Annotated in this window: 25 protein-coding genes and 1 tRNA gene; 18 read left to right on the top strand and 8 right to left on the bottom strand. The window is 69.7% G+C overall.

Annotated features, from left to right (window positions below; genetic code table 11):
• The first annotated feature begins 133 nt into the window (after positions 1 to 133).
• The 7 genes from ACPL7H_RS00770 (at position 134) to ACPL7H_RS00740 (ending at position 7,727) form a co-directional block, all read left to right on the top strand.
• On the top strand, positions 134 to 1,774 hold the full coding sequence (locus tag ACPL7H_RS00770; protein ID WP_424795283.1) for a TIGR04028 family ABC transporter substrate-binding protein: 1,641 nt from the start codon (positions 134 to 136) through the stop codon (positions 1,772 to 1,774).
• A complete protein-coding gene (locus tag ACPL7H_RS00765) occupies positions 1,767 to 2,726 on the top strand; it encodes an ABC transporter permease (protein WP_424795282.1) in 960 nt (319 codons plus the stop codon). The genes ACPL7H_RS00770 and ACPL7H_RS00765 overlap by 8 nt, the downstream gene beginning before the upstream one ends.
• Complete coding sequence (locus ACPL7H_RS00760) at positions 2,723 to 3,634, top strand: ABC transporter permease (RefSeq protein WP_424795281.1); 912 nt, start codon at positions 2,723 to 2,725, stop codon at positions 3,632 to 3,634. Before ACPL7H_RS00765 ends, ACPL7H_RS00760 begins: the two co-directional genes overlap by 4 nt.
• Positions 3,631 to 5,262 (top strand): dipeptide ABC transporter ATP-binding protein, encoded by a 1,632-nt coding sequence (locus ACPL7H_RS00755; protein ID WP_424795280.1) that lies wholly within the window; start codon positions 3,631 to 3,633, stop codon positions 5,260 to 5,262. The genes ACPL7H_RS00760 and ACPL7H_RS00755 overlap by 4 nt, the downstream gene beginning before the upstream one ends.
• Complete coding sequence (locus tag ACPL7H_RS00750; protein WP_424795279.1) at positions 5,259 to 6,638, top strand: alkylhydroperoxidase domain protein; 1,380 nt, start codon at positions 5,259 to 5,261, stop codon at positions 6,636 to 6,638. Before ACPL7H_RS00755 ends, ACPL7H_RS00750 begins: the two co-directional genes overlap by 4 nt.
• A 77-nt stretch (positions 6,639 to 6,715) precedes the next feature.
• Positions 6,716 to 6,801: transfer RNA gene (locus ACPL7H_RS00745), tRNA-Ser, on the top strand.
• A 263-nt stretch (positions 6,802 to 7,064) separates the two neighbouring features.
• Positions 7,065 to 7,727 carry a helix-turn-helix transcriptional regulator gene (locus tag ACPL7H_RS00740; protein WP_424795278.1) on the top strand — a complete coding sequence of 221 codons (663 nt, stop codon included), beginning with the start codon at positions 7,065 to 7,067 and terminating at the stop codon, positions 7,725 to 7,727.
• Between the two features lie 91 nt (positions 7,728 to 7,818).
• Here the strand turns inward: ACPL7H_RS00740 and ACPL7H_RS00735 are convergent, their stop codons facing one another.
• Positions 7,819 to 8,556 carry a TetR/AcrR family transcriptional regulator gene (locus tag ACPL7H_RS00735; RefSeq protein WP_424795277.1) on the bottom strand — a complete coding sequence of 246 codons (738 nt, stop codon included), beginning with the start codon at positions 8,554 to 8,556 and terminating at the stop codon, positions 7,819 to 7,821.
• A 375-nt stretch (positions 8,557 to 8,931) separates the two neighbouring features.
• Between ACPL7H_RS00735 and ACPL7H_RS00730 the strand changes: the two genes are divergently transcribed.
• From ACPL7H_RS00730 to ACPL7H_RS00690, 9 genes are all read left to right on the top strand, one after another.
• On the top strand, positions 8,932 to 9,147 hold the full coding sequence (locus tag ACPL7H_RS00730) for a Flp family type IVb pilin (RefSeq protein WP_424795276.1): 216 nt from the start codon (positions 8,932 to 8,934) through the stop codon (positions 9,145 to 9,147).
• 118 nt (positions 9,148 to 9,265) lie between these two features.
• Positions 9,266 to 9,664: a TadE family protein gene (locus ACPL7H_RS00725; RefSeq protein WP_424795275.1), complete on the top strand. Its 399-nt coding sequence runs from the start codon at positions 9,266 to 9,268 to the stop codon at positions 9,662 to 9,664.
• Positions 9,652 to 10,623 (top strand): TadE/TadG family type IV pilus assembly protein, encoded by a 972-nt coding sequence (locus tag ACPL7H_RS00720; RefSeq protein ID WP_424795274.1) that lies wholly within the window; start codon positions 9,652 to 9,654, stop codon positions 10,621 to 10,623. Before ACPL7H_RS00725 ends, ACPL7H_RS00720 begins: the two co-directional genes overlap by 13 nt.
• A 9-nt stretch (positions 10,624 to 10,632) precedes the next feature.
• Positions 10,633 to 11,337, top strand: coding sequence for a Flp pilus assembly protein CpaB (gene cpaB / locus ACPL7H_RS00715; RefSeq protein WP_424795273.1), 705 nt, complete (start codon positions 10,633 to 10,635; stop codon positions 11,335 to 11,337).
• Positions 11,334 to 12,539, top strand: coding sequence for an AAA family ATPase (locus tag ACPL7H_RS00710; protein WP_424795272.1), 1,206 nt, complete (start codon positions 11,334 to 11,336; stop codon positions 12,537 to 12,539). Before cpaB ends, ACPL7H_RS00710 begins: the two co-directional genes overlap by 4 nt.
• The gene (locus ACPL7H_RS00705) at positions 12,536 to 14,059 is read left to right on the top strand and encodes an ATPase, T2SS/T4P/T4SS family (protein ID WP_424795271.1); all 1,524 of its coding nucleotides are present in this window, start codon (positions 12,536 to 12,538) and stop codon (positions 14,057 to 14,059) included. Before ACPL7H_RS00710 ends, ACPL7H_RS00705 begins: the two co-directional genes overlap by 4 nt.
• Entirely contained in the window at positions 14,056 to 15,012 is a 957-nt protein-coding gene (locus ACPL7H_RS00700; RefSeq protein WP_424795270.1) for a type II secretion system F family protein, read from the top strand. The genes ACPL7H_RS00705 and ACPL7H_RS00700 overlap by 4 nt, the downstream gene beginning before the upstream one ends.
• Position 15,013: 1 nt before the next feature.
• Positions 15,014 to 15,913, top strand: coding sequence for a type II secretion system F family protein (locus ACPL7H_RS00695; RefSeq protein WP_424795269.1), 900 nt, complete (start codon positions 15,014 to 15,016; stop codon positions 15,911 to 15,913).
• 3 nt (positions 15,914 to 15,916) lie between these two features.
• Positions 15,917 to 16,549 carry a prepilin peptidase gene (locus ACPL7H_RS00690; protein WP_424795268.1) on the top strand — a complete coding sequence of 211 codons (633 nt, stop codon included), beginning with the start codon at positions 15,917 to 15,919 and terminating at the stop codon, positions 16,547 to 16,549.
• 52 nt (positions 16,550 to 16,601) lie between these two features.
• Here ACPL7H_RS00690 and ACPL7H_RS00685 read toward each other — a convergent pair whose 3' ends face one another.
• From ACPL7H_RS00685 to ACPL7H_RS00670, 4 genes are all read right to left on the bottom strand, one after another.
• Entirely contained in the window at positions 16,602 to 16,910 is a 309-nt protein-coding gene (locus tag ACPL7H_RS00685; protein ID WP_424795267.1) for a hypothetical protein, read from the bottom strand.
• Positions 16,911 to 17,129: 219 nt separating this feature from the next.
• Entirely contained in the window at positions 17,130 to 17,345 is a 216-nt protein-coding gene (locus tag ACPL7H_RS00680; RefSeq protein WP_424795266.1) for a hypothetical protein, read from the bottom strand.
• Between the two features lie 40 nt (positions 17,346 to 17,385).
• Positions 17,386 to 17,742, bottom strand: a complete 357-nt coding sequence (locus tag ACPL7H_RS00675) for a WhiB family transcriptional regulator (protein ID WP_424795265.1) — start codon at positions 17,740 to 17,742, stop codon at positions 17,386 to 17,388.
• Positions 17,743 to 17,861: 119 nt separating this feature from the next.
• The gene (locus tag ACPL7H_RS00670; RefSeq protein WP_424795264.1) at positions 17,862 to 18,029 is read right to left on the bottom strand and encodes a hypothetical protein; all 168 of its coding nucleotides are present in this window, start codon (positions 18,027 to 18,029) and stop codon (positions 17,862 to 17,864) included.
• A 358-nt stretch (positions 18,030 to 18,387) separates the two neighbouring features.
• On the opposite strand from ACPL7H_RS00670, the gene thpD reads away from it, so the two are divergent.
• Positions 18,388 to 19,287 carry an ectoine hydroxylase gene (thpD, locus tag ACPL7H_RS00665; RefSeq protein ID WP_424795263.1) on the top strand — a complete coding sequence of 300 codons (900 nt, stop codon included), beginning with the start codon at positions 18,388 to 18,390 and terminating at the stop codon, positions 19,285 to 19,287.
• Positions 19,288 to 19,339: 52 nt separating this feature from the next.
• Here thpD and ACPL7H_RS00660 read toward each other — a convergent pair whose 3' ends face one another.
• Positions 19,340 to 19,801: a VOC family protein gene (locus ACPL7H_RS00660; RefSeq protein WP_424786807.1), complete on the bottom strand. Its 462-nt coding sequence runs from the start codon at positions 19,799 to 19,801 to the stop codon at positions 19,340 to 19,342.
• Entirely contained in the window at positions 19,798 to 20,376 is a 579-nt protein-coding gene (locus tag ACPL7H_RS00655) for a DUF488 family protein (protein ID WP_424795262.1), read from the bottom strand. The genes ACPL7H_RS00660 and ACPL7H_RS00655 overlap by 4 nt, the downstream gene beginning before the upstream one ends.
• Before the next feature lie 163 nt (positions 20,377 to 20,539).
• Between ACPL7H_RS00655 and ACPL7H_RS00650 the strand changes: the two genes are divergently transcribed.
• Positions 20,540 to 22,060 carry an asparagine synthase-related protein gene (locus tag ACPL7H_RS00650; protein WP_424795261.1) on the top strand — a complete coding sequence of 507 codons (1,521 nt, stop codon included), beginning with the start codon at positions 20,540 to 20,542 and terminating at the stop codon, positions 22,058 to 22,060.
• A gap of 92 nt (positions 22,061 to 22,152) precedes the next feature.
• Here the strand turns inward: ACPL7H_RS00650 and ACPL7H_RS00645 are convergent, their stop codons facing one another.
• A complete protein-coding gene (locus ACPL7H_RS00645) occupies positions 22,153 to 23,082 on the bottom strand; it encodes a glycine betaine ABC transporter substrate-binding protein (protein ID WP_424795260.1) in 930 nt (309 codons plus the stop codon).
• Positions 23,083 to 23,115: the final 33 nt, after the last annotated feature.

Below are 23,115 nucleotides of genomic sequence, written 5' to 3'. Positions count from 1 at the left end.
GCGTCGAACGCCGACCGCCTCCGGCGCGGTGTCCACATGCTGATACCAGGCGGGGTGCTGTGGATACCCCTGCCCTCGCTGGCGCACGCTCGTCACCACGGCGGACCACCCGGTCCGCGCAGAGAGGTAGATGATGTCACTGATCCGTTCCCGCGCCGCCGGCGCAGCCCTGGTCCTCACGTCCGCCCTGGTGCTGTCCGCATGCGGGACCACGGCGAGTGGTGCGGGCGAGGACGGGGAACGCGACGGCGGCACCCTGGTGTACCTGGAGCACCAGCCGCATGACACCCTGTACCCGCCGTCGGCCGGCTTCTATCCCAACGGTGGCATCGTCAACAACATCACCGACCGGCTGGTCTACCAGAACCCCGAGACGCTGGAGTTCGAGCCGTGGATCGCCACCGACTGGGAGATCAACGACGACGCCACCGAGTACACCTTCACCATCCGTGACGACGTCACCTTCTCCGACGGCACCCCGCTGACCGCCGAGGTGGTGGCGGCCAACTTCGACCTGTACGGCCACGGTGACCCCGAACGGGCGCTGATCGTCTCGGAGGCGGTGAACAACTACGAGCGCAGCGAGGTGATCGACGAGACCACCGTGCGGTTCCACTTCGACGCCCCGGCACCGGGTTTCCTCCAGGCCACCTCCACGATCAACTCCGGGCTGGTCTCGGCCGAGACACTCGAAGGGGCCTTCGAGGACTTCGCCCCCGGCAACTCCGCCGACGTGATCGGCACCGGGCCGTTCGTCATCACCGATGAGTCGCTGGGCACCTCGCTGACACTGAGTGCCCGGGAGGACTACGACTGGGCGCCACCCTCGCTGCCCCATCAGGGCCGGGCACTGCTGGACGCGGTGCAGATCGAGGTCACCCCCGAGGACAGCGTGCGGGTGGGGTCGCTGCTGTCCGGGCAGGCCGATGTGGTGCGCTACGTCCAGGCCCAGGACGAGGCACAGGTGGAGGCCGCCGGCGTGGAGCTCCACGCCCCGCAGACCAACGGGGTGAACAACTCCCTCTCCATCCGCTTCACCCAGGAGACCCTGTCCGATATCCGGGTGCGCCAGGCCCTCATCGCCGGCACGAACCGGGCCGAGGTGGTCGAGACGATCTACACCGACCACTACCCCCTGGCCACCTCCACCCTCAGTTCCGGGGCCTCGGGATACCTGGACACCTCCGAGCACCTGGCCTACGACCCCCAGCGGGCCGTCGAACTCCTCGAGGAGGCCGGCTGGAGCGAGGGCCCGGACGGCATCCGCGTCAAGGATGGTGAGCCGCTGCGTCTGGTGGTCAACGAGGCCGCCCCGCAGCCGCGCTCCTTCGAGGCGCTGACCCTGATCAGCCAGCAGTGGCAGCAGATCGGGGTTGATCTGCAGATCCTGCGGGCCGACGCCGGCACCTACGCCGAGGCGATCCTGGACCCCGACCAGGTGCACCTGTTCCACTCCATGGTGGGCCGGGCGGACCTGGACGTGATCAAGTCCCAGTACCACAGCGAGAACCGGAACACGCTGCTGAACCGGGTCGGTGACGAGCCGGTGGCGGACGCCGAACTCGAGGACCTGCTCGAGGCCGTCGCCTCGGAGGCGGACCCGGACCAGCGCATCGCCAACACCGAGGCGGTCCAGACCTACCTGGCCGAGAACGCCTACGTGATCCCGCTGTTCGAGGAGCCCCAGGTCTACGGCGCCGGCACCCACGTGCGTGACTTCGGTTGGGAGTCGGTGGCACGGCCCAGCTGGTACCAGACCTGGCTGGATGAGTAGAGGGACCCAGGTGCCGTACTTCGCCGTCCGTCTCGGCCAGGCAGCCACCGTGCTGCTGGTGGCCTTCACCGCCGCGTTCCTGCTGCTGCAGGCTATGCCTGGGGACGCGTTGATGATCCGGTTCGAGAACCCCGAACTCGGGTTGTCCCCGGCCCAGATCGCCGACCTGCGCACCGCCTACGGCGCCGACACCCCGTTGCACCTGCAGTTCTGGCACTCCCTGTCCGGGGTTTTCCGGGGGGACCTGGGCTACTCCATCGAGTCGGGCACCGCCGTCAGCGCCATCCTGGCCGACGTGGTGCCCCGCACCCTGATGCTGGCCGGGTGGGGATTCGTGGTCGCCGCGAGCCTGGCCTTCTCCATCGCCTTCGCCGCCGGCCTGAGCAGGTTCGCCTGGCTGCGCTCCCTGCTGCGGGCCGCGCCGAGCCTGTTCGTGTCGGTGCCGGTGTTCTGGCTGGGCATCCTGCTCATCCAGATCTTCTCCTTCCGGCTCGGCTGGGTGCCGATCATCAACCCGGGCCCGGTGGCGGGCCTGGTGCTGCCGGTGCTGACCCTGGCGGTGCCGATCTCGGCGCCGCTGGCCCAGATCCTGATCCGCTCCATGGACGCCGTCAGCCTGCAACCGTTCGTGACCGTCACCCGCGCCAAGGGCGCCACCGAACTGTGGACCCAGTGGCACGCCGTGCTGCGCAACGCGGTGCTGCCCACGATGACCATGGCCGGGGTGCTCTTCGGTGAGTTGATCGCCGGCGCGGTGGTCACCGAGACGGTCTTCGCCCGGGCCGGTCTGGGCCGGGTCACCGAACAGGCGGTGCGTAACCAGGACATCCCGGTGCTGCAGGGCGTGGTGCTGCTGGCCGCGGCGGTGTTCGTGGTGATCAACCTGGGCGTGGACCTGCTCTACCCACGCGTCGATCCACGTCTGCGAGGAAAGGTGGCCGCGGCACGATGAGCAATCTGCAGGTCCTCGACTCACCCGCGCCGGCCGAACCCCGGGGCGCGCAGCCCGAGCCACTCACCACCACCGGCCCGCGCGGGCCGAAACGGCCCGGCAGGGACCGACGCCGACGAGGCAGCAAGCGCGCGTACATCCTGCCCGGGGCGGTGATCGTGCTGGTGGTGGCCTGGGCGGCGTTCCCCGGTCTGTTCGCCCCGGCGGACCCGATCGCCGGAAACGCGGCGGTGGCGTTGTCCCCGCCCAGCGCCGGGCACCTCTTCGGCACCGACGCCACCGGACGGGACGTGTTCAGCCGCGTGGTGCACGGGGCGATCCACTCCCTGTCCGGAGCGCTGCTGGCGGTGACCGTGGGGCTGATCGTCGGGTCGACGCTGGGCATCGTGGCCGGGTCGGCCCCACGGGTGCTCGACGACGTGATCATGCGCGTGGTGGATGTGCTGCTGGCCATCCCCTCCCTGCTGCTGTCCCTGAGCGTGATCATCCTGCTCGGCTTCGGCACCCTGCAGGCCGCCCTTGCGGTCGGGGTGGCCTCCATCGCCGCGTTCGCCCGGCTGGCCCGCTCCGAGGTGGTGCGGGTGCGCCGCAGCGACTACGTCGAGGCGGCCTTCGGCTCGGGCGCCACGTTCTTCTCGGTGCTGTTGCGGCACGTGCTCCCCAACTCCACCACCGCGGTGCTGGCCCTGGCCGCGCTGCAGTTCGGCACCGCGATCCTGGCCATCTCCACTCTGGGCTTCCTCGGCTACGGTGCCCCGCCCCCCACCCCGGAGTGGGGCCTGATGGTGGCTGAGGGCCGTGACTACCTGGCCACCGCCTGGTGGCTGACCACGCTGCCGGGTCTGGTGGTGGTGGCGGTGGTGCTGTCGGCCAACCGCATCTCGGCCCTGATCGGACGGCACCAGTGAGTAGCCCGCTGCTGAGCGTGCGTGACCTGTCCGTGGTCTACCACGGCAGCGCCGGGCAGGTACCGGCCGTGCGGGAGGTCGCCTTCGACGTCGCCCCGGGCACCGCAGTGGCGCTGGTGGGCGAATCCGGCTCCGGCAAGACCACCACGATCCAGACCCTGCTGGGCCTGCTGCCCCCGGCCGGTGAACGCACCGGCGGGCGGGTGGACTTCGCCGGGGCCGACATCACCGGCTGGTCACCCAAGCAGCTGCGGGCGGCGCTGGGCACCCGGATCGGGTACGTGCCCCAGGACCCGAACAACTCCCTGAACCCGGTCCGCCGGGTGGGCGACAACCTGGCCGAGGTGCTGCGCATTCACAAGTGGGGCGACCGCAGGGCGATCCGGGCCCGGGTGGTGGAACTGCTGGACCGGGTGGGTATCCCCGAGCCGGATCTGCGGGCCCGCCAGTACCCGCACGAACTCTCCGGAGGGATGAAGCAACGCGTGCTGATCGCCAGCGCGATCGCGCTGGACCCGGAACTGATCGTGGCCGATGAGGCCACCAGCGCCCTGGACGTGACGGTGCAACACCGGGTGCTGGACCTGCTCGATGACCTGCGCGCGGAGTCCGGCACGGCGATCCTGCTGGTGACCCATGACCTGGCGGTCGCGGCGGACCGGGCCGACGACGTCGTCGTGCTCTCCGAGGGTGCGGTCCAGGAGTCCGGGCCCACCGCCTCGGTGCTGAGCCACCCCGAGCACCCCTACACCCGGCAACTGCTGCGTGATGCCCCGGCCTTCGCCGTCGAGGACGCCCCCGAGCCACCCGGTGGGCAGGAGGTGGTGCAGGTGCAGGACCTGGTCAAGGAGTTCACGCTCGGCCGGCGCCGCCCACCCTTTCGCGCGGTCGACCAGATCTCCTTCACCGTCACCAAAGGCAGCACCCATGCGCTGGTGGGGGAGTCCGGGTCCGGCAAGACCACCACGGCGCGACTGCTGTCGGGCTTCGCACAGCCCACGTCCGGCTCCATCAGCGTGGCCGGGCAGCGGGTCGACGGGCTGCGCGGGAAGGCGTGGCGGCAGATGCGCGCCACCACCCAGATGGTGTACCAGAACCCGTTCTCCTCCCTGGACCCACGCCAGGACGTCGAGACGATCCTGACCGAGCCCCTGCGCAACTTCGGGATCGGCGATCCCCAGCAGCGCCGGGCACGGGTGCGCGCGCAACTGGACCAGGTGGCGCTGGCCGGGTCCATGCTGGCCCGCCGTCCCGGGGAGCTCTCCGGAGGGCAGCGCCAGCGGGTGGCGATCGCCCGAGCCCTGGTGCTCGACCCCGAGGTGGTGGTGCTGGACGAGCCGGTCTCGGCGCTGGACGTGACGGTGCAGGCCCAGATCCTCCGGCTGCTGGCCGACCTCCAACGCGAACTCGGCGTGACGTATGTGTTCATTTCCCACGACCTGGCGGTGGTGCGCCGGCTGGCCCACACAGTCAGCGTGCTCCAGCACGGAAAGGTGGTGGAGTCCGGGCCGGTGCGCGAGGTGTTCACCAGTCCGCGCCAGGCCTACACCCAAGAGTTGATCGCGGCGATCCCCGGGCATAGACCGGTCGCGCCGCACCATGACGAGACGGTTAGGACGACACCATGACCCGGACGCACGCAGCGGAGCAGGCCGAGCCCGCGGGACCACCGGCCGGCAGCGGGGCAGCGGACCTGGTGGATCGCGTACTCGGGATCACACCCGGCGATGAGCTGGACCGCCTGCGGGCCGCCCGGGCGCAGGCTCGCGAGCACACGCAGCGCAGTTACCAGGTGCTCTTCGAGCCGGTCGATGTCACGGCCGTCAGTGTTATCGAGCGGTTCGCGGTGGCGGCCTTCACGGTCACGTTGCACCTGCGGACCGGTGCGCCCGGGGCGGTGCGGGCGCTCGCGGCTCACTACACCGGATCGTTGCAGCACCTCGAGCCCGGCCTGGCCGGGGCGGTGATCACCCGCGCGGAAGCCGCCCGCGCCCGCGGGCCCTACGGCGCCTACGCCGAGCCGGGCCTGGCGCAGGAGTCCACCACGGGGCCGGTGTACCGGATCGAGGCCGATCCGGCCGCGGACACCTCCGCCCGGGTCCGGGCGGGACTGGAACACGCCCACCTGCTCACCTTCCGTCCGCGTGAGGCCGGTCCGGCTGATCTGCAGCGGCTGCTCGATGCCGGATGGTCCACCGACGGGATCGTCACCCTGTCCCAACTGATCTCGTTCCTGGCCTACCAGGTTCGGTTGGTTCATGGCTTGTCCTACCTCGGTGGCGCCGGCGGGTCCGGTGCGCCCGACCACGGTGGCGGGTTGGACGGCGTCACGGCCCCGCAGGGCGCTTCCGGTGCGACGAAGGGGGCGAAGGTGGACGCTGCGGACACAGCCGGGCACAGCGGCGGCGATCGTGTTCGCACCCATCCCGGCGGCACCGGACCGACCGCGTTCACCCGGGACCAACTCGGCTGGCTGCCCTGGTTGGCGCCGCTGACTGCCGACGACCTCACCGAGCGGCACCACCACGGCCTGGTCGACGCCGCACGTGCCAGGTCGGAGTACTTCATGCTGCTGGCCCGCGACCCCGAGGCCCTGGGCGCACGAACCCGCACGGACAAGGACATCTTCCACAACACCGACGGCGGACTGCCCCGCGCCGAGCGGGAACTGGCCGCCACCGTCGCCTCCCGGGTGAACGGGTGCGTCTTCTGCGCGTCCGTGCACGCCCGGTTCGCCGCCCACTACGGCAAGGACGTCGACGCGGTGCAGCGGCTCCTGGACGAGGGGACCGACGCCGACCTGGGGCCACGCTGGAATGTGCTCACCGCGGCAGCCGCCGCCCTGACCCGAACCCCGGCCGACTTCGGCGGCGTGCACCTGGAGTCGCTGCGCGCCGCAGGGCTGATCGATGCCGAGATCGTCGATCTGGTCTCCGCCACGGCGTTCTTCAACTGGGCGAACCGGTTGATGCTGTCGCTGGGCCAGCCGGCACTGCCGGCCTGAGCCGGAACGAGCGGGCCGTGATACTGAGCACGCGGGTTTGAGGCACACCCGCCGATCCGGGTACGCTGAACCGCCGAGGTAGCGTGTCCGAGCGGCCGAAGGTGCGGCACTCGAAATGCCGTGTGGTTCATAGCCACCGTGGGTTCAAATCCCACCGCTACCGCCGACGGAGCGCCGGCTCCCGGACCTGCGGAAACGCAAGTCTGGGAGCCGGGACTCGCCCGGTTACTCGATGGCCTCGAGCACCGCCGGCCCACCACCGAGGACGACGACGGACCTCGGCTCGTTCGCTGCGACCCCTATCGCAGGTGTCCGGTCGCCGGTCGCCGGTCGGGGAGGCCAACCTGGCCAGGGCGAGTGCGCCGAGCAGGAGCCCGAGGTCCCGCAGTGCGATGAAGCCTGCGCGGAGTAGGAGGAGGGCCTGGTGTGCGCCGGCCGTGGTACCTGCGGGTGGGTGCGCTCGCCGAGCCCACGCGGCGAGCGCTGTACCTGTATGTGGCGGCCCAGCCCGATGCCGTCGGGCGGGAGCAGGCCGCCGCCAGCGTCGGGGTTCCGGCGCACATCGCGAAGTTCCACCTCGACCGGCTGGTGCACGAGGGCTTGCTCGACGTCGAGTACCGCCGCCTGACCGGGCGGAGCGGGCCGGGTGCGGGACGGCCGGCCAAGCTCTACCGGCGCTCGGACCGGGAGTTCTCGGTCTCGCTGCCCGCACGGCGGTATGACCTCGCCGGTGAGATCCTCGCCGCCGCGGTGCACCGGTCGATGCGCGACGGGACGCCGGTGGCGGAGGCGGTGCGTGAGGTGGCCCGGGAGACCGGGCGGCAGATGGCCGGTGAGGTCGCCACGGGCGGTGACGACCTCGAGCGGACATCGCGCGTCCTCGCCCGGCACGGCTACGAGCCGCGCGCGTCCACGCGTGAGATCTGCCTGGCCAACTGCCCCTTCGACCGCCTCGCCACCCAGCACGCCGAACTGGTCTGCGGGATGAACCTCGACCTGATCGGCGGAGTGGTCGACGGGCTCGGTGCCCACCTCACCCCCGAACTCGCACCCCGACCCGGATTCTGTTGCGTCCGGGTGCGCGGCTGAGCCGAACAGCCACCGCCGCGGGCGTCGACATCGATGATGCCGGCACAGGGTGACGGGAGTGCGGACGCCGGCGGTCGGTCGTGCTGCCGGCCTAGTGCGCAGGACTGCCGACCGTGGTCGGTGTGCCGTTCTCGATCGGTGTGGAGTCCTCGATGCCCGTGCTGTGGTCGGTCGGCCCGCCGGAGGCGGACGTGGCGCCATCTGCCGCTGCGTGCGGTTCGGCGACCGCGACGGCCGGGTAGCCGGTGGTGACGATCGCGAACGCCTCATCGAGGAGGCGTGGGAGCTCTCCGTCGGGGAACCCTCGGCGCGACCAGATCGCCAGGGAGGCCGAGAGGGCGGCGCCGGCAGCGGATGAGACCAGCCACGGATAGAGGTCCGTGGTCGGGTCGGTCCCGGTGCGGGCGGCGATCCTTGACCGAAGCACGTCCTCCAACTCGGCCTGCTCGGCCACCCGGAAGGGCCGGAGCGAGGGGTTGTCCCGCTCGAGATCCGCCGTCTGGGCTGCCTTCTGCAGGTTCTCCGGGTGCTGTCGGGCGTAGGCGCTGACGATGTCCCACAACGCCGCCAGCGGAGGGGTCTGGGAGTCCTCGCTGTCGAGCTCCTCGATCAGTTCGCTCAGGCCGTGGTTGCCGGCGGCCAGGACCGCCTCCTCCTTGGAGGAGAAGTAGTTGGAGACCGTCCGGGGCGAGACGAAGGCCTCCCGGGCGATCTCGTCGAGGGTCACGTTGGCGAGCCCCTTCTCCACCGTCAACTTCAGCGCGGCCGCAGCGATCGCCTCGCGCGTCATGCGCTTCTTGATCTCGCGCAGACTCAACTCTTCTTCCATCGTGCCCCTCCCATGAACGCCCCCGGTGTGAACGTCATGGTAACCCAGATCGCCCGGCACTCAAACGCCTGCCCGGATGTATGCGCACCACGTCGTTATGCGTGGAGCGCAATCTTACCTGACGACGCCGCTGCGCAGGATAGGACCTAAGTCCTAGGCATTGTGTCTCGGCTCACAAACTGCCGAATTGGGCGCGAGAACGTGGCAAGCATAGCGGACAGAAGGATGTGCGCCATCTCACGAAAATTACTGGACACGTAGACGTGCGTAGTCAGCAACTATCTGTGAGAGTGACTATCGGCACCCGCTTCCAGCAGGTACCGGGGGCTTGACCAAGGCCAGAGCGGCCAAAGATGCTAGAAAAGGGAAAGTTTCATGAGCCAACTCGCTGCATACGTTGCAACCATGGTCGCCGTCGTGGGCGACCGCTTCACCGACCGTAAGGACCGGGGCGCCACCGCCGTGGAGTACGGCCTGCTCGTCGGCCTCATCGCCGTCGTCATCATCGGAGCTGTCCTACTTCTTGGTGGGGAACTAGACCGTCTCTTCAGCGCAATCGCCGACCGGTTGACAACTGTCGGGGTCGAGTGAACCCGACGTCTCTAAGGTGCTGGGGCTGCCGGTGAGCGCTGACACGCGCCGCCGGCAGCACCGCCACATCTGAGCCGGCCTGATCCGACGGCCGGCCATAACCTCGGGGGAGGCCGACGTGCCACGAGCACAGTCGCGTGATCGCGGTGCGTCCGCGATCGAGTTCGCGCTCGTCGTCCCGCTGCTGTTCGCCCTCGTGCTGGGGATCATGGCCTTCGGGCAGGCCTACCACGTGCAGTCGGCGCTGTCCGGCGCCGCCCGGGACGCGGTCCGCATCGTGGCGCTCGATCAGGGCGACGCCCCGGCGAACGCCCGGGCGGCCGCGATCGCCTCGGCGTCACCCTCTGTCGCCCTGGATCCCAGCCACATCACGATCGATCCATCCTGCGAGGGCGCCGGGAGCTCGGGCCGCACCGCCACGGTGACCATTCGGTACCAGATGAACCTTCTGCTGTTCGGCGACATCGGCGGACCCATCACCCTCACCGGAAAGGGGACCATGCGATGCAACGGCTGAGGAACGACGACCGCGGGGCCACCACGGTCGTCGTGGCGCTGCTGATGGTCCCCCTGCTCGTTTTCGCCGCCCTCACCATCGACGTGGCGGCCATGCACACCGACCGCCAGCAACTGCAGACCGGCGCCGACGCTGCCGCCCTCGCGATCGCCCAGGACTGCGCCGGCGGCGACTGCGAACCCTCGGGCGCCACCGCCCAGACCATGGCCGCGGCGAACAAGAACGACGGCGAAGCCACCGGCGACGTGGCCGAGCTGGACCCGGCCGCCGGAAGGGTGACGGTCCGCACCGACGCCGTCCGCGAGCACTGGTTCGCCCCCATCATCGGCATCGACCAGACTTCGCTGCAGGCGCGGGCCAGCGCCCGCTGGGGCTATCCCACCGGCGGCTCGACGATCCTGCCGCTGGCGATCTACGTGTGCGAACTCACCGTGCAGACCGGCAGCACCGAGATCCGCGAGGACGGTGAGCTGGTCGGGATCGACCTGCCCGAGGCCACCCAGGAGCAGACGATCCAGTTCACCAAGGCCTCCAACACCGACTGCACCCCCAACTCCGGGAACGTGGTGCCCGGCGGCTTCGGGTGGCTGCGTCCCGGTACCAGCGGGTGCGGCAGCATCTCCACCGCGACCGGCGACTGGGTCAGAACCGACACGGGCAACAACTCGCCCTGTGAACAGGCGACCTTCCAGGACTGGCTCGGCGAACCCGTGCTGGTGCCCCTGTTCGACGACGCCAGGGACAACGGCAGCGGTGCCCAGTACCGCATCATCGGCTACGCCGCCTTCACCCTCACCGGGTACCGCTTCCCCGGCATGTCTCACAACGCGTCACAGTGCACCGGGGGCGACAACTGTATCCGCGGCACCTTCGGCCGCTTCGTCGACCTGAGCGACGACTTCGACTACAGCCCCGACGGCCCCCGGTTCGGTGTCGCCGTCGTGGCCCTGACCGAGTAAGGCACCATCATGTCCCGTCGACCCATCGCCGCCGTCGTGGCCCTCGTGCTCGCCGCCGGCGCCGCCGCCGTCGTGATCAACTACGTCTCCGGTGCCGATGAACGGGCCATGGCCGGTATGTCACCGACGTCAGTGTTCGTCGTGAGTGAGCCGGTGCCGGAAGGCACCCCGTCGGAGGACCTGGCCGAGTACCTGACCGTGGCCGAGGTGCCCACCGCCGCCGTCGTTCCCGGCGGGGTGCAGGACCTGGATGAGGTCGCCGGGCAGGTCACCACCGCGGCACTGCAAGCCGGGGAACAACTCCTGGCCGCCCGGTTCGCCCCGCCGGAGGAGGAGCCGGAGGCGTTCCAGGTTCCCGAGGGGTTCCACCAGGTCAGCGTGCAACTGCCCGCCAACCGGGTCATCGGCGGGCACCTGGTGGCCGGCGACACCGTGGGCATCTTCATCAGCGACGAGGACGAGACGCACCTCAGGTTGCACAAGGTGCTCGTCACCCGCGTCCACGGCGGGGCCACGATCAACGAGAGCGACGACGGCGAGGAGCAGACCCAGGAAGCGTCCAGTTCGCTCATGGTCACCTTCGCGGTCTCCGCACCGGATGCCGAGATCCTGGTCAACGCCGCCGAGTTCCGAGGCATCTGGCTCTCCCTGGAGCCGGGGGATGCACCCGAGAGCGACACCCGAGTGGTGGACAGAGAGGACCTGCTGCCATGACCTACGTCGCACTCGCAGGTGCCGGCCCCGACTTCGAGCACACCTTCGCCGAGGCCACCGGCGGCGCCTACCTGTCCATGCCCGGACCATTCACCACCGATCCCGCTTCGTTACTCACCCACGTCAATGGCGCCGGGTACCCGGAGGTGCTCGTGCTGGACTCCACGGCCGATCCGGACGCCGCGCTCACCCTCGCGGACCGGTTCACCGTGCAGCGCCCAGGGACCGTGGTACTGCTGGCCAGTGACCGGTCAGACGAGGTCGGGCTGCGCGCGATGCGTGCCGGGGTGCGCGACATCATCCCGACCACGGCCGACGCCACCGAGATCCGGCACGCCCTGGACGCCGCGGTGACCACCGCGAACCGGCTCTCGACCAGCGCGGTGAGCGCCCAGCCGGGGGAGGGCGCGGCCGGCCGCAAGGCCCGCCTCGTCACAGTCGTCTCCTCCAAGGGCGGGGTGGGCAAGACCACGGTCGCGACCAACCTCGCTGTCGCGCTGGCGCGCACGATGCCGCACTCGACGGTGCTGGTGGACCTGGACCTGCAGTTCGGGGACGTGGCCACCGCGTTGAGCCTGACCCCGGACTACGCCCTTCCCGATGCGCTGCCCAGCGTCGCCAACGGCGACACCATCGCACTGAAGACGTACCTGACCCTGCACGCCGACACCGGACTGTACGTGCTCCCGGCACCGGAACACCCGGCCGCCGCCGACGCCGTCACCAGCGCCCAGATCAGCCAGTTGCTGCAGATGCTGGCCACCGAGTTCGCCCACGTGGTGGTGGACACCTCCCCGGGCCTGTCCGACTACACCCTCGCAGCGCTGGAGCAGACCACCGACCCGCTGTTGCTCACCGCCCTGAGCGTGCCCTCGGCCCGCGGGATGCGGAAGGTGATCGACACGCTGTTCCAGTTGCGGATGCTCTCCCAGGGCCATCGCGTCCTGGTCAATTTCGCCGACGCCGGGCACGGGATGTCCGCCGCTGACGTCGAGGCCACCCTCGGGGTGCCGGTGGGCACGTCGTTACCCACCTCGAAGGCAGCCCCGGCCTCTCTCAACCTCGGTGTACCGCTGATGCAGTCCCGGATCCGTGACCCCCTGGTCAAGGCGCTGACGCCGGTGGTGGACAGCCTCCTGCCCGACGGCATCACGCTGGACGGGCGGGGCAAGCACCGGGGCGCACGCAGAGGTGTCCGATGAGACTGTCCGAACGACTGCGCGCCGCCCAGGGCCACCCCGCGACCGGGCCGGACGTCGCACCGGCGGAGCCGGCCACTGCCGTGAACGACACACCGGCACCGGCCGGGGAGAGCGCACCCGTATCGGCAACGGTCGCGGCTCCCCCGGCGCCGGGGGGGACCAGCGGTGCCGCCACGTCACGGTCGAACCCGAAGCGGACGGCGGCCATCGCGCCGGCCGGGACCGGACCCGCCGACGACGCGGTCCGACGCCTCAAGGACCGGGCGGCGGACACCCTGTTCAAGCGGATCGGTGCCCGGCTGAACGACCCCTCCCTCGACGAGAGCCAGCTGCACGCCCTGGTGCGCGCTGAACTGCATGAGGTCATCGAGGAATCCGCCATCCCGCTGTCCGGCACGGAACGCGCGCGGCTGACCACCGAGGTCCAGGACGACGTGCTCGGCTACGGCCCGCTGCAGCGTCTTCTCGATGATCCCGAGGTCACCGAGGTGATGGTCAACGGCCCGGACATGATCTACACCGAGAAGAGCGGGCGGCTGCAGCGAGCGAACGGTCGGTTCGCGTCCGAGCAGCACCTGCGGCGCGTGATCGAACGGATCGTCTCGAGGGTGGGACGACGGATCGACGAGTCCGCACCGATGGTCGACGCCCGCCTTCCCGACGGTTCGCGCGTCAACGCCGTCATCCCGCCGCTGGCCTTCAACGGCTCGTCGCTGACGATCCGCAAGTTCAGCAAGGATCCGTTCAAGGTCCAGGACCTGATCCGGTTCGGCACGCTCACCCCGGAGATGGCCGAACTGCTGCAAGCCTGCGTGCAGGCCCGGCTGAACGTGATCATCTCCGGGGGTACCGGCACCGGCAAGACCACCCTGCTGAACGTGCTGTCCTCCTTCATCCCCGACGGCGAACGCATCGTCACCATCGAGGACGCCGTCGAACTGCAACTGCAACAGGAGCACCTGGTCCGCCTGGAGGCCCGCCCACCCAACATCGAGGGCAAGGGCGAGGTCACGATCCGCGACCTGGTCCGCAACTCACTGCGGATGCGGCCCGACCGCATCGTGGTCGGTGAGGTCCGCGGCGGGGAGAGCCTCGACATGCTCCAGGCGATGAACACCGGGCACGACGGGTCCTTGTCCACCGTGCACGCCAACTCCCCTCGCGATGCGATCTCCCGGCTCGAGACCCTGGTGCTGATGGCCGGGATGGACCTGCCGCTGCGCGCGATCCGGGAACAGGTCTCCTCCGCGGTGGACCTGTTCATCCAGCTGACCCGCCTGCGCGATGGCACCCGGCGGATCACGGGCGTCACCGAGGTGCACGGGATGGAGGGCCAGACCGTGACGCTCCAGGACGTCTTCACGTTCGACTACTCCGCGGGGGTGGATGCCAACGGCCGCTTCCTCGGTAAACCGATCCCGACCGGGATCCGGCCGCGGTTCACCGACAAGCTCGCCGAACAGGGCATCTCGCTGTCACCGCGAGTCTTCGCCAAGCCCGAGGGTGGGTTCGCCCGATGATGGCGGTCCTCGCTGCCGACCCGGCGCTGAGCGCAGCCGTGATCGCTACCGCAGCCGCCGCCGGTATCGCCGGCTACCTGCTCCTCGGCCCCCGGCCCGTGCGCATCCCGGTGGAGCGGCGCCGACCCGACCGGGGACCCGAACCGAGCGCGTTACAGCGCGCCGCGGCGGTGGCCACGGCGACGGTGGATCGGGTGATGCGCCGCCGGGGCACCCCCGCGGGAGCCTCCCCGCTCGAACTGGCCGCGATCAAGATGCGCCCACAGGACTTCTTCTTCCTCGTCCTGGTCGGATCCTTGGTCGGCATCGCGGCAGGAGCCGTGCTGGGAGCACACCCCCTCGTCGTCGTCCTCCTCGCCGGTGCGGCGCCCATCGGCGCCAAACTCGGTGTGAGCAGGCGGATCGCCAAGCGGCAGAAGATGTTCGCCGCCCAACTCGATGACTCGCTGCAGCTGATGGCCTCGAACCTGCGGGCCGGGCACAGCCTGCCGCAGGCGCTGGCCTCGGTGGCCGGGGAGGCGGACAGCCCCACCTCGGAGGAGTTCGCCCGGGTGGTCAACGAGACCCGGGTCGGCCGGGACCTGGGCGATGCGCTGGGGTTGACCGCCGCCCGGATGGCCAGCGATGACTTCACCTGGATCACCCAGGCCATCGCCATCAACCGGGAGGTGGGAGGCAACCTTGCCGAGGTCCTCGACGGGGTGGCCGACACCATCCGCCAGCGCAATGAGATCCGTCGTCAGGTGGCCACCCTGAGCGCTGAGGGCCGGTTGTCCGCGCTGGTGCTGATGGTGCTGCCGTTCGGGGTGGGGGGCTTTCTGCTCCTGACCAACCCCGCGTATCTGGCGCCGTTCATCGAGAGCCTGCTCGGCTACGGGTTGCTGGCGGTCGGGGCGATCATGCTGACGGTCGGCGGGTTGTGGCTGAAGAAGGTCGTGGAGATCGAGTTCTGATATGGCCCCGATCATGATCGCAGCCGTCCTCGCCGCCCTTGCCGTGGCCATCGGCGCCTGGACCGCCTGGAGCGCACTGGACCCCGACCGCCGCCGGGTGCAGGCCAACCTGAACCGGCCCGGTGCCGCACTCGTGCAGCCCGCGGAGGACCCGGAGGCAGACGAGCGCAGCGACGGCGTGCTCCCTAGACTCGCGCGCCGGCTCACCCCGGGGCTGATCGCCGATGTGCTGGAGCGACAGCACGCCCTGGGTGGCCGCCCCCCGGCCTGGCCGATGGACAGGCTGCTCACGTTGAAGTTGCTCTGGGTGCCGCTGGGCACGGCACTCAGTGTCCTGATCCTCTTGGCCGATGCACCCCCGTTCTTCGGGCTGATGTGGGTGTTCGCGACCGTGGTGGTCTACTTCCTGCCCGAGTTGCTGCTGAACAGCCAGGGCCAGAAACGCAACGAGAAGATCCAACTGGAACTGGCCGATACCCTCGACCAGATGACGATCGCGGTGGAAGCCGGTCTCGGGTTCGACTCGGCGATGGCCCGTGCCGCCCAGAACGGTAACGGACCACTTGCCGCCGAACTCGCCCGGACGCTGCAGGACATCCAGGTGGGCCGTTCGCGGCGGCAGGCCTTCGAGGCGCTGACCACCCGCACCACCGTGGTGGACCTGCGCCGGTTCGTCCGTGCCGTCGTCCAGGCCGACGCCTATGGAATCTCGATCGCCGACGTGTTGCGCACCCAAGCCGACGAGATGCGGCTGAAGCGACGCCAGCGGGCCGAGGAGAAGGCCCAGAAGCTCCCGGTGAAGGTGCTCGCTCCGCTGATGCTGTGCATCCTGCCGGTGCTGTTCATCGTGGTGATGGGGCCGGCGGTGATGAGCATGGTCGCGGCTTTCAGCGGTATGTGAGGCATGACAGGACCGATGCTGGCGGGCCTGACCGCCGTCGTGGCTGCAGCGGTGGCGTGGCTGCTCACCAGCCAGGTCGCGGCGGTGACACCCAGGGAGTCCGGGTGGTTGCGCTCCCGGGCACACGTCCCGTTGGCCGCCGCCGGGGGAGCGGGGGCCGCACTGCTTGCCGATGGGTGGGCCGAACTGGTGGGGTTCGCAGCGGCGGCGGTGGGCTGTGCGCTGCTGTCCGTCATCGACCTGGCGGTGCGCCGGCTGCCGGACCGGGTTGTGGGGGCGACCCTGCTCGGCCTGGTGCTGCCCCTGGTCCTGGAAGCGGGGATCAGCGGTGCGTGGGCCGATCTGGGGCGAGCCGGCCTGGGCGCCCTGGCCCTGGTGGCCGGGTACTTCGTGCTGGCCTTCATCGCGCCCTCGGGGCTGGGGTTGGGGGATGTGAAGTTCGCTGCGGTGATCGGTGCCTTCCTGGGCTGGTTCGGGTGGTGGCAGGTCGGCGCGGGCACGCTGCTGGCGTTCCTCATCAACGCTCTCGTGGCGACCGTGGTGCTGGTCAGCCGGCGGGGGTCGCGACGTTCGCAGATCCCGTTCGGGCCGGCCATGATGGCCGGGGCGGTCGCCGCGGTGCTCCTGGCCGGTTGAGACGGCCGACCGAACTGCGACTGGGGTCCGAGTCCTTTCCTGGTGCGACCGATCAAGGTGCGGCCGCGGTGATGACGTAGGTGATGAAGATGAGGAGGCCGGCCGACAAACCCAGGATCGCGCCGGCGATCGCCTGGATGGGGTTGGTCCCCGCCCCCTTCTCGACGCGCAGATATCCCACGGTCCCCAACACCAGCGAGGTGAGGGCGGCCGGCGCGGCGATGAAATCCCCCGCGACCGGGATCAAGGCGGTGACGACGGCAACCACACCCAGCTGCAGGGCGAACCGGCCGATGCCATTGCGTGGCCCGGGAGCTACCGCCGAATCGTTCGGCATGGTCCAGACCTCCACCACCTTCACGCAGGGTGACCGTCATTCGACCAACGTGCCACCGCTCCCGCTGCTCCACACGAAACCTATACCGATCGGGTCAACTCCGCGCCGTAGGTCGCGACGGGGTCCTGGATCCGTCGCGACCTACGGCGCGCCTGGAAACGACTTCGGGCCCCCGATCAGCATGATTGCTTGACCAGGGGCCCGAGGCGTTGTGCGGGGCGCTGTCCCGTCCGGGGTCGTCCCTCAGAGCCGCAGCCACGCGAAGGAATTCACGTTCAGGGCCCGCTGCTGCTCCAGTTCGACGTCGCGCCGGGCGCGGTGCCGCCGGTGCGCGGCCTCCCGCGCGATGGTCCTGGCGCGGTCGGTCTCAGCGGCCGGACCGCTCGCCCAGTGAATGAGCGAATGCCCTGCCGAGTACGCGACCCGACGGGGGATCAGGTGCAACTGGCTGATAGCCATGGGTACTCCTCATTGCTAGTGCTTGGTTCCGCTGCACACCTCACGCGGCGGAGGTGGTGCGGTGATTGGAGGTGGCGCTCGGATCGTCCTTGCGGGGTCGGCCGCGGCCACGCTTGCGGGCCACGATGGCCCCGTCCACGAGGACCTCACCGCCCCAGACGCCCCAGGGCTCCCGACGTGCCAGCGCGCCATCGAGGCACTCGGCCTTGAGGGGGCACGCCTGGCACAAAGCCTTGGCTTGCTCGATCTGCTGGGTGTGTTCGGCGAACCACAGGTCGCTGGTGGTCACGTCCTGACAGGGCAGGTCTACCTGGACCACGGCAACCAGCGGGCCCGCGTCCAGCGGCCAGGTGGTCGACGACCCCGACGGCTGGTCGAGAATCGATGTGTACTGCACGAGATGCTCCTGAGCGGTGGTGATGTCTACCGAGCCCGGAGGGTTCCTCCTGCCATCAAGCAGGAAGGCCGCGGACCCTGAAGGGAGGGCTCCGCGGCGGATGAGTGCAGTGCTGGTGGCTAGCTGCCGGCCGCGAAGCCGCTGGTGGTGACGCCGGTGCCGAATGCGCCATAGGCGGCACCCGGGGCGCGGTCGCCACGAGGACGCAGATCTGCGCCGGTACGGGCAATGCATGCGCCGGTGTCGAGACCGGTCATGATCTTCATGATGTTCATCAGGGTGCTCACCTCCTTCAGCGTCGTGGAACCGCGTCGTGCTGGCTAGGCAACGGTCCAGGGGATCAGGAACAGATCGAGACTAGAGCGCCGGCCCAGGCGAGCCAAGTCTTTTTCGAAGAAGTTCTTCTCGTCCTTCCGTGGCCCGGTTTCGCCTGGTGTATCGCCCGGAAACCTCTTTCCTGCACCCGGGCTATGGCACGGCCACTGCGCGCCGGTCACGGCTGTCTGCGCGCACCACCCGCCGATGTGGCGTACGGTCGAATACGGGTCCTAGTTCCCTCAGGTATCGACCGGTTCGGTGCCACCGGACCGGACGCTTCTTGCAGGGGCAGGGCTCGATCCCTGAACCCGATGAGAGGAGAGATCCGTGACAGCCGTGGCCCAACGCGCCCACGACCTGTACCCAACCCGCTTGACCGAGGCCGGAGCGCCGGTCCAGCGGAATCACCCCACAGTCTGGGGGTCGGCCGAGGGCGGCCCGTTCGATGACACTGCCCTGCAAGCCCACGAGGAGCGTGGCTTCTCGATCTTGCAGGATTTCATCACCGCCGAGGAGGTCAAGGGCTACCGCGCCGAGCTGGACCGCCTGGTGAGCGATCAGTCGATCACCGGCGATGAGCGCGTGGTGACCGAGAAGGCCTCCGGTGAGGTGCGTTCGATCTTCGAGGTGACCAGCCTCAGCCCGATGATCGACGCGTTGTCCCGCGACCCGCGGCTACTTGACCGCGCCCGGCAACTCCTGGGATCGGAGGTCTACCTGCACCAGAGCCGGGTCAACTACATGCCCGGATTCAAGGGCGCCGGCTTCTACTGGCACTCCGACTTCGAGACGTGGCACGCCGAGGACGGGATGCCGGCACCGCGGGCGGTGAGTTGCTCGATCGCACTCACCCCCAACTTCCCCTACAACGGCGGCCTGATGGTCATGCCCGGCTCCCACAGGGAGTTCGTCCCCAGCGTGGGTGCCACGCCGGAGAACAACCACGCGTCCTCCCTGAAGGAGCAGAAGATCGGCGTGCCCAGCACCGGGGCCATCACCGACATGGCCCACCGCTACGGCATCGAGCAGTTCACCGGACCGGCCGGTTCGGCCCTGTGGTTCGATTCGAACATCATGCACGGATCGGGCAACAACATCACGCCCTTCCCGCGCTCGAACATCTTCCTGGTGTTCAACAGCGTGGAGAACGCGCTGGTCGAGCCATTCGGCGCGAGCCGGCCACGGCCCGAGCACATCGCCAGCCGGGACTTCACACCGTTGGCGTGAGCATCCACCCCGGCCCGGCGGGACGGTCTCGCCGCGCTGGGCCGGGGGCCCTTCAGTCGAGGCAGAACTCGTTGCCCTCGGGGTCGGCCATCACGATGAAGCCGATACTGGTCGGTTCCTCCGGCTCGTGCCGCTCCAATCGAGTGCCGCCGAGGGCCACCAGGCGCCGGCACTCTGACTCCAGTGCCTCCATGCGTGCCTCGCCCCGAAGGTCCGAGGCGGTCCGCACATCGAGATGCACACGGTTCTTGGCGACCTTGTCCTCGGGCACCCGCTGGAAGAAGATCCGCGGACCCGAGCCATCGGGGTCCTCCAGGGCCGAGGCACTGTTGTGCAGTTCCTTCGGTAATCCCGAATCCTCCAGGAACTGATCCCAGGCCGCCAGTGGATCGCCTCCCGGCGGCAGGTCCACCCCCGGTGGCGCGGGGTGGGTGTACCCCAGGACGTCGCGCCAGAAGATCGAGAGGGCTCGTGGATCACGGGCATCGAAGGTGACCTGAATCGTGGCGCTCATCGCTGTGCTCCATCCTCGTCGTCGTGACTGGGGGCGCCCACGCTACCGGGCACGTCCCACACGAGGCCATCCTCCCCCGCACGTGCACCCTCGGAAGGCGGGTGCGCTCGCACGGCCCCGTCGTGCATCAGGTGGAGGACCGGGACGCCCGTCGTCATCGCCGTCACGTCCGCGATGATCCGGCGGTGGCAGCGCCACCACACCGACTCCGAGCACATCACCGCCACCCGTGCGGCGCGTGCCTCCTGAACGACCCGCGTCAGCGCGGCACGGAACTCTTCGGTGCGGGTGTAACCGGCATAGGCGCGGAAGGCCGCCACCTGCCACCACGTGTCGGGTGAGCGTGCCTGCGCGGCCCTGGTCAGGTGCCGGCGGCCGCCCAGATGCTCCTCCCACCGGTAGCCGATGCCGGCCTCGGGCAACCAGGACGCCAACGCGTCCCGGCCCACATCGGGGTTACGCCGACTACCGGGAAAGCGCCGCACATCCACCACGGATTCCACCTCCGCGCCGATCAGCAGGTCCCGAAGTTCCGCGCGAGACAGCGCGCCGTGACCAACGGTGAGCAGGGGCATCGCACCATTGTGTGCCGCTCCTCGCCGGCGTGCAGCGTGGACGTGGCCCACGAGGCTCCTGCGCCGGACTGCCGTGCGCCGAGTTGCCCATCGCCGACAGCATCCGATGATGGAAGTGCTGCCGGGACATACCATCGGCACCGCCGAGAGGAACGAGGAGCAGATGTCAGCGATCGTTGCCGCCCACGGGCCCTTCGAGGACGACCTGGGCAGGCGCATGCTGGAACGAATGGCACACCGCGGGCCCGACGGCGTGGGCTTCCGCCGGGCGGGCGAGGGATGGGTGGGCTCGCGCTACTTGTCGATCACCGACCCCGACACCGGCGCGCAGCCGCTGGCCGGAACCCGGCAGGCGATCTGGCTGGTGGGGGACGGGAAGATCTACAACGACCGGCGCCTGCGTGACCAGCTGGGCAGCGACCGGTTCCGCACCCAGTCCGATCTGGAGGTGGCACTGCACCTGTACGAGGACCAGGGCCGGCGCGCCTTCGAGCAGTTGTGGGGCACGTTCGCCCTGGTCATCACGGCAGCGGACGGCCGCTTCACGGTGGCCCGGGACGTGCTCGGTATCGCACCGTTGTACTGGGCACGTCGCGGGGACACGGTGCTGTTCGCCTCCGAACTGACCGCGTTCGATCCCGACTGGCGAGCCGACGTCGAACCATTTCCGCCCGGGCACTCCTGGACCCCGGAGGAGGGGCTGATCGCCGGGCCGACCTTCCCCGGTGCCTCCCCGGTGCTGCTGAACAGCAGGGCGCCGCACGAGGAGCCCCCGCCCTGGGTGTTCGACGCGCTCCGAGACACGATCGTCCGGTCGGTGCAGCAGGGCCTGGACGCGCACGTGCCGGTGGGGGTGCTGCTCTCCGGCGGCGTCGACTCCTCCATCGTGGTGGCTGTGGCCGCCCACCTAGCCGGCCGGCAGGGGCGGACCCTGCCGACGTTCGCCGTCGGACTCGAGGGCAGTCCCGACCTGCTCGCCGCGCGACTGGTGGCGCAACACTGCGGAACCGAGCACCACGAACTCACCTACACCGCGGTGGACGCCATCGAACTGGTGCCGCGGATCATCGCCGAACTGGAGTCCTTCGACCCCACCCTGGTGCACTCCGCGGTGCCCCACTTCCTGGTCTGTGGTCTGGCCGGGCAGCATGTGAAGGTGGTGCTGGCCGGCGAGGGTGCCGATGAGTTGTTCGCCGGGTATGCCCACTACGGGCGGCACACCTCCGGTGCGGAACTGCACGAGGAGTTGATAGAGACCCTCGAGGGGATGCACATCGGGGGGCTGCAGCGGGTGGACCGGATGGCCGGCGCCCATGGGATCGAGCCGAGGCTGCCCTTCCTGGACCTGGATGTGGTCGAGCTGGCTCTCGCGCTGCCCCCGGAGTGGAAGCTGATCGGGCCGGACCGGCCGGCCAAGTGGATGCTGCGGCGGGCGTTCGACGGGTGGCTGCCCGATGAGGTGCTGTGGCGCCGCAAGGAGCAGTTCGGTGAGGGCACCGGGATGAACGACGTGCTGCGCGAGCACTATGAGGCCACCGTCACCGAGGAGGATCTGCGCGCGAACGCCGGCGTGCTCACCCCCCCGTTGCGCACCCGGGAGGAACTGGCCTACTACCGGATGTTCACCGAGGCACTGCCCGGATTCGACGTGGGCCGCACGATCGGACGGTTCGTCGAGGCGTAGCATCGCCGGGCCGGCCACACGAGAACGGGGCGCCCGTTGCCCCGGACGCCCCGTCGTCGTCGTGCTTGGGCGGTGGCCTGAGTCGGCCGGTGTCAGTCGAGGAAGCCGTTCTCCGTCAGCCAGTCCTCGGCGACGTTCCGCTCGCCCTCTCCGTCGACGTCGATGCGTGCGTTGAGTTCGAGCATGGTCTCGTTGGTCAGTTCGGCGCTGACCGCTTCCATGACCTCGCCGATGTAGGGGTACTCATCCAGGGTCTCCTGGCGCAGGGTCACGGCCCCGGCGTACTCGACGAAGAAGCTCTGGTCATCCTCCAGCACCATCAGATCGTTGGCGACGATGCGCCCGTCGGTGGAGAACACCTCACCGAACTCACAACCCTCGCCCACCTGGGTGTAGATGAGGTCCAGGGCCATCTCGACCACCTCGGAGTACTCGAACCCGTAGGTCTCCTCCAGACCGGGGAGCCCGTCGTCACGGGCGATGAACTCCGCGGCGGCGCAGATCCGGCCCTGGTCGGGGTTGGCCTGGACGAACTCGGCCATGTCGGTGCTGGTGGCCAGCCCGTTCTCCGCGGCGAACTCCTCCGTGGCGGCGATCCGATAGGTGTTCTCGAACGGCGCCGCCTCCAGCCACGCGATCCCGTTCTCCGTGTCGGCCTCGGACACAGCGGTCCACAGGTCCTCGGGCACGTCGTCGGGACTGTTGCCGAGGATGTTCACCCAGCCGGTTCCGGTGTACTCCCAGTAGATGTCGATCTCACCGTTCTCCAGGGCCGAGCGGACGGTGGCGGTGCCCTCCAGGCCGGTCTGGTCGGTGACCGAGGCACCGGCGTCCTCCAGCAGCGCCGCGGTCATCTGCCCGAGCAGGCGCTGCTCGGTGAACTCCTTGGAGCCGACGATGATGGTGGCCCCCTCCAACTCGCCGTCACCGGCGCCGCCGTTGCCGTCACCGTTGCATGCGGCGAGCATGAGCAGCGCGGTGGCCCCGCCCGCGATCGTTGCGGTGGTTCGCTTCCGAATCATGGTTTCGTCTCCTTGTGTGGGTGGTTCTGCCGG

Source organism: Pseudactinotalea sp. Z1732, assembly GCF_049724975.1.
Lineage (GTDB): Bacteria > Actinomycetota > Actinomycetes > Actinomycetales > Beutenbergiaceae > CALKWS01.
This window is presented reverse-complemented; position numbering and strand designations above follow the sequence as displayed.